The following is a 14,053-nucleotide window of genomic DNA, read 5'->3' on the forward strand; positions in this document are numbered from 1 at the left end:
AACAACCATGCGAAACTTCATGCCCGACTCCAGCGATTCGACAGGTAACGATTCAAGCAACCGGTCCGTCGATACGGTACCATCTGGGCTGGACAATGACCCAGAAGCTGATGAAGAAGTAATTGATCAGCAGGCTGGTGAACAGTATCCAAAACCCGTTGAGCAAACTGATAGTGAACAGAAAGAAACTGAGAAATCGCCGGATAAACTAGCCGAATCCATTGCCTACGCGCTCGATGGAACAGGCCCCGGTCCGACAAACGATACGCCAAATGTATCAGGTCACGATGTCATTTTTGAGGGATCGTCTGGAACCGGTACCGACGAAGAGAAAACGTTGTTTGGTAACTGAACCGTCAGTTTTATTCGTCTACAACAATTCCTTCGTCGGCCAGATACTGAGCGATGTTAAACGTATGGCCATCCATGATCGTGATATCGGTATCCCATTCGCTTACCTGCCAGTTGCTCGGTTCTCCACTAGGATTAGGTTCGATCACCGTAACGGTTTTGGTATTGATCATTATCCAGATAATACGTTCTACCCCAAAATCAAGAAGCTTTTTTGACTTTTTGTAGACATATCCGAAGCTCGTTAATTCTGAAACGTCAGCTTCCGTATCAATTTCGATAACGATCTTGGGTGGTACGTCGGGATATTTTTTGTTGATTTTATCTGAAGTCAGTACAGCCTTGTCGAAAATGGCAATGTCGTTCGAAAGATTGTTGTTTTTATCGATGTGGTTACCAATTTCATTAGTATAAACGCGATATTTTGAGCGATCAACGAACCCATAAATAACGGACAGAAGATAACTAATCAATTCCGCCTGAAGCGAGCTACAGCCCATAATTTCCTCCAATGTTTTGGTTTTGTTCAGCACCGATTGATAGCCCCGGTAATAAATGGGCTTGCCGTCCATAACCTCATAAACCAGATAATCTGGGATTTTCCGTTTAGACGTTGCGGTAGCTTTGGTTGACATTGGAGTAGGCATACGTAGTAAAACGTTTTATCAAATATATAGAAAACGGCAGAACAACGATTCTGTTACGCCATTTCCTTATACTGCATCCGATAGAGGTTGGCGTAGAAACCTTCCTGCTGAAGCAGTTCTTCGTGCGTGCCCTGTTCGGCGATAAGTCCCTTATCGACCACAATAATGTTATTGGCTTTCTGAATGGTGCTGAGTCGGTGCGCAATAACAATGGCCGTTCGGCCTTTCATCAGTTTACCGATGGCATCCTGAATCATTTCTTCGGTTTCGGTATCGACCGACGACGTAGCTTCGTCCAGCACAATGATTTTCGGGTCCTGAACCATCGCCCGAACAAACGAAATCAATTGCCGCTGACCAACCGAAAGCGTTGAGCCGCGTTCCATTACGTTGTATTCGTAACCACCCGGCAAACGCTCAATAAAGTCGTGGACGCCAACCAGCTTGGCCGCTTCGATAATTTTTTCGCGGCTAATGGTTTTATCGCCCAGCGTAATGTTGTTTTCAATCGTGTCGGAAAACAGAAAAACATCCTGCAAAACGACGCCAATATTTCGGCGAAGGTAACCCAGTTCGTAGTCGTGTACATCAATACCATCAACTATGATTTCGCCTTTATTGATGTCATAAAAACGACTCAGCAGGTTTATAATCGAGGATTTGCCCGCACCGGTTGCACCTACAAAGGCCACCGTTTCGCCCGCTTTTACCCGAAACGAAATGTCACGTAACACCCAGTCTTCATTATTATAAGCAAACCAGACATTGTTAAACGCTACGTCGCCCTGAAGCGTAGCGGGGGTATGTTTGCCGTTGTTCTGCGTAAACTCATCGCTATCTAACAAGGTCAGAATGCGGTCGGTGCTGACAATACCCATCTGAAGCGTATTGAAGCGGTCGGCCAGCATTCGGATGGGGCGGAAAAACAGATTGATAAAAATAACGAACGCCGTGACCGTGCCGAACGTAACGTCGGAGTTGATGATTTGGGTAGAACCGTACCAGACAACCATGCCAATTGCCACCGCCGAAATAATATCGGCAACCGGATAATAGATTGAATAATACAGAATCGAGCGAATGTTGGCCGCCCGATGTTCACCATTGATAACCCGGAATTTTTCGGCTTCGATTTTTTCACTGCCAAAAATCTGGACAATGTTCATGCCCGTAATATGCTCCTGCACAAACGAGTTGAGATTAGCAACGGCAGTACGTACTTCGTTGAACGATTTCTTGATTTTTTCCTTGAAAACATACGTACTGAACAGCATCAACGGAATGGTAGAAAGGCTAATGGCCGCCAGCCGCCAGTCGGTGTAAAACATCACGCCGATAATCAGAATTAGCTGTAAAATATCGCCCGCAATGGCTGCCATACCTTCACTGAATACGTCGGCCAATGTTTCTACGTCCGAAATGGCGCGGGTCACTAACCGACCGATGGGCGTATTGTCGAAGAATTTCAGGCGCAGATGCAGAATTTTGTTGTAGAGCTGTGTTCGAATATCGCGAATGACGTACTGACCTAACCAGCCCGACAGATACGTATTGAAAAACTGAACGATTGCCTGAACAACCAGAACGCCAATCATAATAACTAACATCAGCGTAAGTTTCTGATAATCACCGATGGCTATTACGTTGTCAATCGTGTGGCGAATGAGTAATGGAAGGAGTGGGGCTAAAGAGGCCGACAGGAGAATGATGCCGATCAGCAGGTAAAACCGAACCTGATAGGGTTTTACAAACGCATATAACCGGCGGAGAATAGCCCAGTCGAAAATACGACCAGACGGCGATTGTTCGTTGCTCACAGGAAAATAAAATGGCGAGTTTAAACACGTAACAGCGTTTTCAGAACGAACGTTTCAGCTTCTGCGCTGGCTTTAGCTATTGTGCCTTTCAACCAGTAAAAAGAAGGTAAAAAGCTGCTTTTAGTGGTAAATTTCTGCTTTTGATGCTGATGAATCGACGAACATTTACCCGATTAGCTGCTACGTTGCCCGCTGGTTTTTCTGTTGGGAAGTTGCCATATCCAGAAATTGCGTCAGCCGACAGCGACGACCGAACGTATTGGGTACAGCTTATACAAAAGATTGCCGATCCGGTATTGGGCGCATTGGCAAAAAATCAGTTAAAAGCGACTATGCCGATTGAGTATGCACCGGGGCAACAAGCCAGTCGGATTCTTGTATCGCATCTGGAAGCGTTGGGTAGAACGCTGGCTGGCATTGCTCCCTGGCTTGAATTGGATGCTGATGATTCGGCGGAAGGTCGCTTACGCAAGCGGTATTTTGATCTAGCCCATCAGGCAATTGCCAACGGTGTCAATCCGCAATCGCCCGATTATCTGAATTTTACGAAAGGCGGACAACCGTTGGTCGATGCCGCATTTCTGGCGCATGGGTTGCTACGTTCGCCTAAACTCTGGAACGCACTACGTCCCGATGAACAGGCTAACGTAGTAAAAGCGTTGCAGGCGAGTCGGGTTATCAAACCCGGTTATAATAACTGGCTATTGTTTAGTGCCATGGTCGAAGCGGCTCTGTTGAAATACACGGGTTCGGGTGATGAACTACGGATGGACTACGCCATTCGTCAGCATCAGGCGTGGTATAAAGGTGATGGTGCTTATGGCGATGGGCCTGATTTTCACTGGGATTACTACAACAGCTACGTGATTCAGCCGATGTTGCTCGACGTAGTGAACGTACTGGTCGATGCGAAAAAAGCTGATAAAACCTTATACGATACGTTGCTGGCGCGTGCCCAGCGTTACGCTATGATTCAGGAGCGACTGATTGCCCCCGATGGCTCCTTTGCGGCTTTTGGTCGGTCGTTGGCGTATCGGTGTGGGGCGTTTCAGTTGCTGGCTCAGGTGGCGTTGCAGAAAAATTTACCATCTGAATTATCTCCCGCGCAGGTACGTTCGGCATTGACCGCCGTGATGCACCGGACAATGGATGCTCCCGCTACGTTCGACGCAAAAGGCTGGCTCCAGATTGGATTGTGTGGTCACCAGCCAGCCATCGGCGAAACCTATATTTCAACGGGTAGTTTGTATCTGTGTTCGGTTGCGTTTTTACCACTGGGTTTGCCAGCTTCGGACACTTTCTGGGCCGAACCTCCGGCTGACTGGACGGCCAAAAAAATATGGTCGGGGCAGAACGTGAACGTTGATCATGCGCTTAAAGGGTAATCAGGTTAGGTACAAACATTTTTGCTTTTGTTATATTCATACGAGTGCTTGTAATCCTAACTATACGATCATGAATAAACTTATCTTGTTGGTTCTGGTAGCGTTGGCTGGCTGTGCGCCCGAACTAGGAACAAGATTGGCCTTGCAGCCGAATCAGATTCTCTATTCCAGCGCCGATTTGAACACAACCAGTCTTTCTGATTCGATTACCCGCATAAAAGGAAGGGACTTTTTTCTGGATAAATCGTTACGCTTTACGTTGCAAAATGGCGAGCGCAAGAAAATTTCTAAAAAAGATATCTGGGGATATTCAGACGGGAAAGGCAGGGTGTGGCGATGCTACAGGAATTCATTTTATCAGGTGCTACGTATAAATGACGTGATCGAATATGAAATTGTCGAGAGAAGGCATGTGGGGAATAACATGCTTGTTGACGAAACTGTGAAGAAATTTAGTAAAACGCTGGATGGTAAAATAGTAGGCAGTCGACAGCGGGCTTTACGCATCGATGAACAAGCTCAAAAGTTCTAAATGAGAAAGGCAGCCAGTTGGCTGCCTTTCTCATTTAGAAAACCTCTGGAACGTATTGTTACTGCGGATTCTGCACAACCACACCGTTTGTATTGTTGATTTCGTCCTGCGGAATCAGGAATTGCCATCTTATATCGTTGGCTGGAACTTCGAACACGCCATTGTTATACGAAGCATTGTGATTGCCACCGTTCCGATTTAGTGGAGCATTCGTCCGTTTTAAATCGTAGAAACGGAAGCCTTCGCCCCAGAGTTCAACCCGACGTTGTGTCATGATTTCATCAATTAAAGCCGCGCCGGTTCTGGTCGATTTTACATAACTCGGATCACGGTTAACAGCGAGGGGAAACAGGGCGGTTGCGGCATCGGCATCTTTACCCTGACGAGCAAGTGCTTCGGCTTCAATTAGATACATCTCAGCAGCACGCATGTACGGTACGTCACCAATACTAAGCGACGGATCGGCCACTCGGAATTTTTTGGGATGGTACTTGAACCGCTGGAATGTAGAAAGTGGTAGCGGAAAATCGACGGTGTTTGTGCCGGTAGAATCCCATAGTCTTTTACGAACATCGGTTGCTCTGATTTTGCTGTATAGGGCCGAGAACATCACTTTAGGGGCAGAACGGATCACCGTAGAGCTATAGTTGTTCGACATGTACGCAAAAAACGAATAGAAGAAGTTGGTCTGATCGGCTACAATCCGTGACGACCACATCCATTCTGGATTGGTGTAATCGTTGAAGCCAGCCAGATACTGCGTATTCGACATGAGCGGGAAGCTTGCGCGCGCTTCTTTCGCCATCGTTGCTGCCGTAGCGTAATCCTGTTGCGTAAGCGCAATACGTGCTTTAATGCCCTTCGCTACGTTTATGTCGAAGTGCGATTTGTTCATACGGGTGTAGCCCGTGAAGAGACTGATTGCTTCGTCAATATCTTTATTGATCTGGGTATATACCTCCGATACCTTGCTACGTGGCGTTGGTGTCGTTTTCGCTTCCAGCACAATCGGAATACCTAATCCATCGTTGGCTGTCCCCGCCACAAATCGGGCTCCGTATAACTGAACGACCTGAAAATGTGCCCATGCCCGATACGTTAATGCTTCGGCTTTAATCGCTTTTTTCTCGGCATCCGTACCCGCAGCATTATCGATATTGGCAATAATCATGTTCGCATTCCCAATAATCACGTAGTAAAACGTGTAATTGTAGTTCGCCGACGCGGCCGACGGGTTGCGGTGGTTAATCCAGCGATATTCGGGGAGCAGCCACGTATTGGAGGCATTCGGGAACACTACGTCTTCGCCCATTATGTCCATATACAACATGTTACCCGATTGACCACCCTGCGCCTGCGTACCGAAAATCTGCGAGTACATAATCCGGTGAATACCGTTCAGCGCAGCCCAGGCATTTTTGGTAGTAGTAAAAGCATCGGCCGTCGAAACCTGGTTCGTTGGCGTTGTTTCCATATAGTCTGGCTCACAGCTAAAGAGCGAACCCGCTACTGCAATGCCCAGAAGTCCTTTTATGATTAGATTCTTCATTGTTCGAAATCGTTAACGTCTTTATTAAAAACCAAAGCGTGCACCCGCCGAAAGAACCCGGTTGAAGTTGTAGGTATTGTCGACCGTACCGTTGAAGTTACCCGTTACGTTCATACCTACCCGCGCCGAGAATAGAGCCAGGTTTTCGCCAGTAAAGAATACACTGGCCGATTTGGCACCTAGTTTGTTCAGAACCAGTTTAGGAAGTGCATAACTTAACGTAACGTTATTGATTTGCAGGAATGACGCATCGGTGAGGAAACGGGTGCTTTGCCCTGTCTGGTTTGTTACGTTACCGTTGTCGAAACGAGGAACAGACGTGATGTCCCCCTCTTTCTGCCAACGTTTGAAAGCGTCTTTGTGCATAGCCGTTCCGTAATTGCCACCGTGCATCAGCGACGCATAACCGCCGTCGTATACTTTACCGCCAACCTGATAGGTTAGAATAACACTAAGTGTTAATCCTTTGTATGACAGATTATTGTTGATCGAGCCATAGAACTTCGGAATCGACGAAAAACCAGTATACCGATAGTTGGCCTCCGCTATGATTGGCGTTAACGTATCACCATTCATAATTTTGGCGTTGGTCGTCATGGTGTTGGTGCGGTAGAGTGACGTACCCGTTTCTGAATCAACGCCCCAGAACTCACGTAGGTAGAAGTCGTAAATCGAGTGACCAACGCTGTAGCCTTTGGTGCCCGATTGAATCAGCTTCTGGTTTTCGGGCATTTTGGTGATCTGGTTTTTCAACGTAGTCCAGTTCAGCGTAACCGAATATTTGAAATCAGATGTTCTGATCACATCGCCACCGAGTTGAATTTCGAAACCCCGGTTATACAGACTACCAATGTTACTTGGAATTCTAAAGCCACCATCACTATACGTACCGCCATTCGACAGCGCCAGCGGAACCTGGAAAATCAGACCATCCGTATTTCGGTTGAAATACTCGATGCTACCCGACAACCGGCTGTTGAACAAGCTGAAATCGACACCGAAGTCGAAGTTTTTAGCCGTTTCCCAAGTCAGCGAATTGTTGGCGATAGATGCCTGCGTGAAACCTGGCTCCGCGTTGTTGTTACGTCCAAGCGTATACAATGCCTGATACGGATACAGACCGATATCGTCGCCGAGGTTTTCGTTTCCAACTACGCCATACGAGGTGCGTACTTTCAACAGATCAATCCAGGGCACCTGGAAAAACTTCTCTTTTTCGAGGTTATACGCAGCCCCTACCGACCAGAAGTTAGCCCAACGAACGTCTTTGTAGAATTTTGAGTTGCCGTCTCTACGTAACGTAGCACTCAGAATATACTTTTTGTCGAAATCGTAATTGGCTCTGGAGAAGAAGCTTTCGATGGTATAATTATCTTCGAACGACGAAACGCCCAGTACCGACGCAAAGTTGACCAGTTCCGTAATACCATCGACAATAACGCCCGAACGCGAACCCGTCAGCGAGTTATACTTGTACGAATAGTTCTCGTGACCACCCAATACGTTCAGGTTGTGCTTGCCAAACGATTTGTCGTATTCGAGTAACTGGTTGAACGTAACGGTAGTAGTGCGGTAAAGATTGTTGCCTGCCCGACCAGCCGGAGCGCCATCGCCAATGATTGGGTTATCGTAGGTGCGGTAATGAGTATCCTGCAAATCGAAGCTCACGTTCGACGTCGCTTTGAAACCGGGGAACAGATTCAACGTAGCATAGGTACGTCCGCCGATCACTCCGCGCATTTGTTTGCGGTCGTTCAGTTCGTTTTCCCAGATCGTGTGCCGACCGCTCGAGTAAGGACGCGTATCGCCCATGTCGTAGATCTGATTTCCGTTTTGATCCAATACGTAAGCGCCCGTAGTTGGGTCGTGCCGGTGAATCGGATAAATCGGGCCAATAAAACGGGAAATAAAGAACGGGTTGATAAACGACGTACCACCATCGCTACCAGCATCGGTATTGGCACGGCTATACGTACCGGTCAGGTTCAAACCAGTCTTAAACCAGGTTGTAGGCTGGCTGTTGACGCTGATACGTCCTGTAAAGCGTTCAAAATCAGACTTAAGTAAGTAACCCTGATCTTTGGTGTAGCCAATCGATACGTAGTAGTCTGATTTGGCACTACCGCCATCATACGAAAGGCTGTAGTTCTGTCGGCTTTTGCCGCCTTGCTGAACCCCATTTACCCAGCTCAGATCTTCTGGATACAGTAATTGCGCACTCGGGTTTAGCGTGCCGTTTACACCGACAATCTGGTTGTTTGGTACGTTAAATGGATTGTATTTCAACAGATCATACACGCCTGTATAAGCACGTCCGTCGTAAGTTGTGGTCAGGCCGGAGGCAATGCTGCTGGCAACATCACGAGGAATTTTCAGTGAGCCATATTGCAGCGTGTTCCGTTGTACTTCCCACATCAGCGGATAATACTCCTGCGCCGAAACGGTTTCATACTCAGGCAAACCCCGCGAAATAGCACCAACAGACGCGTTGAATGTCAGGTTGTTCCGGTTGTTTTTGCCTTTTTTTGTCGTGATCATCACCACCCCGTTGGCACCCCTTGAACCGTAAATCGCGGTTGTCGACGCATCTTTCAATACGTTAATCGACTCAATATCTTCCGGGTTGATGGTGGACGTACTCATGTTGTACGGAACACCATCGACAACGTAAAGCGCATCATTTGAAGCCGAAATCGAGCCAAACCCCCGCACCCGAATGGTAGGAGCTGAACCAGGTGCACCACCTGCCTGAGTTACCTGAACGCCTGGAGCAGCGCCAATCAGTGCATTTAATGCGTTCGAGTTAGGCCGATTCCCAATGTCGATGGCTTTAATCTGTGCCGACGAACCTACGTGCGTTTCTTTGTTGACGGTACCATAACCCACCACCATTACTTCGTTCAGGAATCTGCTTTCCTCGGCGAGGGTTACGTTGATTGTTGATTTATTGGCTATGTCGACTTCCTGACTAACGAAACCAATAAAGCTCAAGATGAGTGTTGACGAATTTTGTGGAATGTTGATGGAGAATTTACCTTCACTGTCTGTGACAGTACCGACCGAAGTGCCTTTTACCAGAACACTAACACCGGGCAGCATTGAACCGTCGGCCGATGAGGTCACGGTTCCTCGTACCATTGTTTGCGCGTACAAGTAACTACTTGTTGCAATAAATAGTAGAAGACTTAATAAAGTTTTGTGCATAGTTAAGAAAGTTTTTGAAAAATAAGCCACAAATATAATTGGACAAATTTAATATGTAGATAGTGCTCTGTAGGAAAAATATATTTGGTATATATGCTACTTATATCATATCTGGTTCTTTTAACCTTTTGTGTAATTCCGAGTTTATTCAATAGATAATGCTATGAATCGAATTAGTTAACCTATTTTATTATACCGTTTTGCAGGATTTTAGGTTTTTCTTGAAAAGAATAACATTAAAAATGGATAAAGATTAGAGAATTTTCAATAATAGGTTTGATATGTTAAGTAATAATTAAAATGTAATTATTTCATTAAATGTCACTTTTGAATGTAGCAAGTATCTGGTTGCGTTTATAGTGTTTAATTAAGATTATGGTTAATTTATATTGAAATGAATCTGAGAACTATAAAAAATTTGATAATACTTTGGTGGTATTATTGACGAAACAATACCACCAAAGTATTATCAGGAAATAATAGGAAATATATACGTCTTTAATTACTCAATCTCGTTTACAAGCTCTCAGACACATAAACGCCGGGAATTCATTTAGTTCATTAAAGTGTTTTGGGTCATATTTCTGAAATTCCTCTACCGGCTTAGGCTCAATTAGCTTATCAATATAAAATCCGTTTTCGGTAAACGGCGTAATACAGGCCGAAAGCGGTCTGCGAAAACTATTCACCTCTACGGGTTTGCCAAATCCCGACCAGAGACATTTCACCGGCTCAACCTCGAAATAGGCTTCGGACTTAAAGTAATTGAACTCGAAGAATGGGTGTTCGATGGAGATAATTAGTTGGCCTTTAGGTTTGAGTACGCGACAATACTCCTGAATAGTCAATGTCCAGTCCTGAACATAGTGCATGGCCAGTGCACAAAGCACTACGTCGAATGATTCGTTTTTTAACGTAGTGAAAGGCTTACTTAAATCATGAATGAAGAACGTACCAGCGCCATTGTTACGTTGTTGAGCAAGTGCAACCATGCGTGGGCTGATATCGAAACCCGTTACGTCTGCACCCTGAGCAAGTAAGATTTCTGCATATTTACCCGGCCCACAGGCGGCATCAAGAACCGATTTTCCGTTTACGTCGGGGAGTAGACTAAGCGTATTGGGTCTGTCGTAGTAGGCGTTATGTGGCTTGTGGTCAATCAAACTATTGTAAGCTGCTGCCAATTCTTCGTAGGCATCCAGAATTTTTTGTTCAATCATTTGCTGAGTTGTTGTGCTATCAAAAGTTGGTCGATACAAAATAAAACATCGCATTTTAGATAGCTATCCTTAACAGCAATCTAAAATGCGATGCGTTACTACGTTCAGTTAATAAGGTTGGCCCGGCACGTACTATGAACAGACGTACCGGGCCGTTTCTACGTTTTATATATAGGCAATACAATCCATCTCAACCAGCGAATCGCCGGGAACTCCCCCGTATACGGCCACTGTGGTACGTACGGGAGGTTTACTGCCAAAGCGGCCTTTATAGACCTCGTTCATGGCTTTGTAATCGTTCAGATCATGTAGGAAAACGCTTACTTTCAGCACTTTTTCCATCGACGAACCTGCTTTAATCAGCTCCTTCTCCAGTTCTTTCAACACTTCGTCGGTATGAACCTTAATGTCTCCCTCTTTGTGGTAGCCTTTGCCCGCAACAAATACCAGATTTCCCAGTTTGGTAGAGCCAGAGAAGAGCGGTACGTCATTGTGGTTAACAACATTAAAGACTTCTTTCTGGACGGCGGTTTCTGTGGTTGGTTCGGCTACGGCTTTGGTGGCAGCACCCAGACCAACAGCTCCGGCAACTGAAGCAAAAAGACGTTTTAAAATGGAACGGCGTTCGGTTTTCATACGATACGTTAACGGTTAATAATTAGCACTTTGGTTTTGTTGCGTTATCACAGGCACCTGCCGGAGCAGCAGGTTTTGAGGTAATGCTACGTTAATTAATTCAGGCCCATTGGGCTGACGATTCCATTGAGGTCATAGACAATTTTACCTCCTTTGATCGTCATTTCGCATTCAAATTTCTGTTTCCCTTTCAGCTTAAATCCGGTTTTGTCGTAGAAGCCAAAATCGCCCTGACGCATACTCAGAATCGCTACGTCGGCAATGGCACCAACCGACAGATGGCCCAGATTTTCGCGTTTGATCACCTGTGCGGGCGACCAGGTTGTGGCTTTGATCACACTCGGAACATCTTCGCCCATAGCCACAAACTTCGACATAATACTCAGGATGTCTTTCATCGAGCCGTTCATACTACCCGTATGCAGATCGGTACTGATGGTAGTGGGATAAAATTTGTTTTTCAGGGCAGGAATGGCCTGCGAGAAATTGAAGCTCGCTCCACCATACCCAACATCGAATACGAGTCCTCGTTTACGGGCTTCCAGCGCAAACGGTTTAACCGTCTGCGTCGCTTCATCGACAATCGTTTCGCGGACGTTGTTGGGCAATAGCGTGTAAGTATGGGTGAAAATGTCGCCGGGACGCAGGTGTTTCAGAAACAGATCGGCCAGCGGTAGTGGAGGCTGACTGCCGCCAAAATCGACCATGACGGGCATATCGGCGAGTTTACCAGCGGCAACGGCATGATCGACGGGGGCCCAGCTTGACCCCTGATAATGCGCTACTTTAAAACCCACTACGTCGTTTTTGTTCGCCAGCGCAACTTCGGCTGCTTTCCGGGAATCCATGTCGGTTGTATCCTGTTCGTACTTGCCTCCGCGCATTCCTTCGCCCACGATGTTCATGAACGAAAGCACACGAGTTTTGGCCGTTAGAATAACGTTCTGTTTGAACATATCAAACGATTTCCAGCCAGCGCCACCTGCATCCACAATGGTCGTTACGCCCACCCGGAAGGTATAGCCGTCTGGAGCTAAGGCATACAGACCGTTGCTCAGGTAGTGATTGACTTCAGTGCCGTGAAATACGTGCCCATGAATGTCGATCAGGCCGGGCGTTACCAGCATACCTTTCGCGTCAACAACCTGACGGGCCAGTTTTGGGTCGATGGATTTCGCTACCTGCGTAATTTTTCCGTCGGTAATCGCTACGTCCATCACGGCATCAATGTTGTTCTTCGTATCGATCAGACGGCCTCCCTTGATCAGGAGCGTGTACGTCTGCGCATTACATAAAAAGCTCAGACATATACATGTTATAAACGTAATGATTTTTTTCATAAGGCCAGGTTTAGGTTATGTATGGGCCAAGCTCCAGCTTGGCCGTATAGAGAACTGGCTATGTTATCTAGGGCCAAGCTGGAGCTTGGCCCATACAAAGCATCAAACCGCGGCCTTCATCAATTCTTCTTTCAATCGGGTGGCCACAATTTTTTCCTCGCCCGGTTTGAGCATCCAGGTAGTCATGTTGATGCCGTTCGATTCGTTCAGCACGATTTCGATGGATGGATTTCCGTTCCGTAATCCGTCCTGCAATGCCTTGGGTGTGAGCTTAACTTTAGTAGCATCCCAGCTAAATTTCAGCGTTGGCGTGTGGTTCCCCAGTTCAGGCGCAAACGTTTCGACAGTAACCCCTTTCACGCTACGTGCTGTATCGGCAATGTGAGCCGCGCGGGCTTCCAGCATTTTCCAATCCTTATCCTGATCGCGGGCGATGAATTTCTCCAGCGCTACGTACATGCCCAGCACTTCTTCTTTATTCACTTTCATGCCGCGTCCGATGGTCGAACCGCGTGGCGGCATGCTTAACCGGGCTGCGTCGATATACGCTTTTTTGCCCATGAGCAAACCGGCGCTCTGCGGGCCACGCATGGCTTTTCCGCCCGATACGCAAACCAGATCAAAGCCCATGTCGTTAAATTTCCAGAGATTTTCAACTGGTGGTACGTCGGCGGCAATATCGATCATGGTTGGAATGTTGTGCTTTTTGCCCAATCCCACCCACTGCTGGTGCATGATCTTACCTTTGTCGGACTGGATGTTCAGAAACCAGAGCATCGCCGTTTTTGGATTGATCGCTTTTTCGAGTTCTTCGACTGTTTCCACGAAAACGATTTTGCAGCCCGTGTTCATCAGCGCGTGCGAGTAGCCAACGTTGTGACCCTTCTGAATTATCACTTCCGATTTGATGTCGGTGCCTTCGAGATGTGGCAGTTGCTCTACTTTCTTCTGATCCATACCCGTAAGCACACCCGCCAATCCGAGGGTCATGGCCGAAAAACACCCGGCTGTAACAACGGCTGATTCGGCATGGGTCAGGGCTGCAATTTTTTCGCCGACTTTGGTTTGAACATCGTCGAGCATCATAAACTCTTTCGACGAAGCCAGAATCGTATTCACTACGTCCTCTTCCATGAGCGAACCCGTCATGGCGGTATACGTACCGGCGGCATTGATAAATGTCCGAATGCCAAGCTCTTTGACGAGGTTACGGGGAGCCAGCGTGGGCGCTGCTACGGCGGCAGCAAGAGGGGTGGCGCTACCAAACAAACCGCCAACAAACGGCATGGTAGACAAATGCTTGAGTAAACTTCTTCGGTTAAGCATACTATAGTTGTTGCAATAAAGCGGTAAGAAAGGAAAGCTTCCCGAA

At 46.9% G+C, this 14,053-nt stretch carries 11 protein-coding genes; 3 read left to right on the forward strand and 8 right to left on the reverse strand.

Annotated features, from left to right (window positions below; translation table 11 throughout):
• The first annotated feature begins 7 nt into the window (after positions 1–7).
• Complete coding sequence (locus tag ACYVD4_RS23810; protein WP_460949996.1) at positions 8–352, forward strand: hypothetical protein; 345 nt, start codon at positions 8–10, stop codon at positions 350–352.
• A 10-nt stretch (positions 353–362) separates the two neighbouring features.
• On the opposite strand, the gene ACYVD4_RS23815 is transcribed toward ACYVD4_RS23810, so the two are convergent.
• On the reverse strand, positions 363–986 hold the full coding sequence (locus tag ACYVD4_RS23815; RefSeq protein ID WP_460949998.1) for a Uma2 family endonuclease: 624 nt from the start codon (positions 984–986) through the stop codon (positions 363–365).
• A 65-nt stretch (positions 987–1,051) separates the two neighbouring features.
• Positions 1,052–2,815, reverse strand: coding sequence for an ABC transporter ATP-binding protein (locus ACYVD4_RS23820; RefSeq protein WP_460950000.1), 1,764 nt, complete (start codon positions 2,813–2,815; stop codon positions 1,052–1,054).
• A gap of 149 nt (positions 2,816–2,964) precedes the next feature.
• On the opposite strand from ACYVD4_RS23820, the gene ACYVD4_RS23825 reads away from it, so the two are divergent.
• Positions 2,965–4,200: a DUF2264 domain-containing protein gene (locus ACYVD4_RS23825; protein ID WP_460950002.1), complete on the forward strand. Its 1,236-nt coding sequence runs from the start codon at positions 2,965–2,967 to the stop codon at positions 4,198–4,200.
• 70 nt (positions 4,201–4,270) lie between these two features.
• Positions 4,271–4,732 carry a hypothetical protein gene (locus ACYVD4_RS23830; RefSeq protein ID WP_460950004.1) on the forward strand — a complete coding sequence of 154 codons (462 nt, stop codon included), beginning with the start codon at positions 4,271–4,273 and terminating at the stop codon, positions 4,730–4,732.
• A 58-nt stretch (positions 4,733–4,790) separates the two neighbouring features.
• On the opposite strand, the gene ACYVD4_RS23835 is transcribed toward ACYVD4_RS23830, so the two are convergent.
• The 6 genes from ACYVD4_RS23835 to ACYVD4_RS23860 all read right to left on the reverse strand — a co-directional run bounded on the left by ACYVD4_RS23835 (position 4,791) and on the right by ACYVD4_RS23860 (position 14,007).
• Positions 4,791–6,281 (reverse strand): RagB/SusD family nutrient uptake outer membrane protein, encoded by a 1,491-nt coding sequence (locus ACYVD4_RS23835; protein WP_460950005.1) that lies wholly within the window; start codon positions 6,279–6,281, stop codon positions 4,791–4,793.
• Positions 6,282–6,305: 24 nt separating this feature from the next.
• Entirely contained in the window at positions 6,306–9,419 is a 3,114-nt protein-coding gene (locus ACYVD4_RS23840) for a SusC/RagA family TonB-linked outer membrane protein (RefSeq protein WP_460950007.1), read from the reverse strand.
• Between the two features lie 572 nt (positions 9,420–9,991).
• Positions 9,992–10,705: a class I SAM-dependent methyltransferase gene (locus ACYVD4_RS23845; RefSeq protein ID WP_460950008.1), complete on the reverse strand. Its 714-nt coding sequence runs from the start codon at positions 10,703–10,705 to the stop codon at positions 9,992–9,994.
• Positions 10,706–10,870: 165 nt separating this feature from the next.
• Entirely contained in the window at positions 10,871–11,341 is a 471-nt protein-coding gene (locus tag ACYVD4_RS23850; RefSeq protein WP_460950010.1) for a RidA family protein, read from the reverse strand.
• 95 nt (positions 11,342–11,436) lie between these two features.
• Complete coding sequence (locus tag ACYVD4_RS23855) at positions 11,437–12,681, reverse strand: amidohydrolase/deacetylase family metallohydrolase (protein ID WP_460950011.1); 1,245 nt, start codon at positions 12,679–12,681, stop codon at positions 11,437–11,439.
• A 102-nt stretch (positions 12,682–12,783) separates the two neighbouring features.
• Positions 12,784–14,007, reverse strand: a complete 1,224-nt coding sequence (locus tag ACYVD4_RS23860) for an aminotransferase class V-fold PLP-dependent enzyme (RefSeq protein WP_460950013.1) — start codon at positions 14,005–14,007, stop codon at positions 12,784–12,786.
• Positions 14,008–14,053: the final 46 nt, after the last annotated feature.

It is taken from the genome of Spirosoma daeguense (assembly GCF_054776875.1).

Bases quoted from the DNA above. Each gene is read 5' to 3' on its own strand.
- ACYVD4_RS23810 (WP_460949996.1), top strand. From the start codon at position 8: ATGCGAAACTTCATGCCCGACTCCAGCGATTCGACAGGTAACGATTCA.
- ACYVD4_RS23840 (WP_460950007.1), bottom strand. From the start codon at position 9,419: ATGGTACGAGGAACCGTGACCTCATCGGCCGACGGTTCAATGCTGCCC.
- ACYVD4_RS23860 (WP_460950013.1), bottom strand. From the start codon at position 14,007: ATGCTTAACCGAAGAAGTTTACTCAAGCATTTGTCTACCATGCCGTTT.
- ACYVD4_RS23835 (WP_460950005.1), bottom strand. From the start codon at position 6,281: ATGAAGAATCTAATCATAAAAGGACTTCTGGGCATTGCAGTAGCGGGT.
- ACYVD4_RS23855 (WP_460950011.1), bottom strand. From the start codon at position 12,681: ATGAAAAAAATCATTACGTTTATAACATGTATATGTCTGAGCTTTTTA.
- ACYVD4_RS23830 (WP_460950004.1), top strand. From the start codon at position 4,271: ATGAATAAACTTATCTTGTTGGTTCTGGTAGCGTTGGCTGGCTGTGCG.
- ACYVD4_RS23845 (WP_460950008.1), bottom strand. From the start codon at position 10,705: ATGATTGAACAAAAAATTCTGGATGCCTACGAAGAATTGGCAGCAGCT.
- ACYVD4_RS23825 (WP_460950002.1), top strand. From the start codon at position 2,965: ATGAATCGACGAACATTTACCCGATTAGCTGCTACGTTGCCCGCTGGT.
- ACYVD4_RS23850 (WP_460950010.1), bottom strand. From the start codon at position 11,341: ATGAAAACCGAACGCCGTTCCATTTTAAAACGTCTTTTTGCTTCAGTT.
- ACYVD4_RS23815 (WP_460949998.1), bottom strand. From the start codon at position 986: ATGTCAACCAAAGCTACCGCAACGTCTAAACGGAAAATCCCAGATTAT.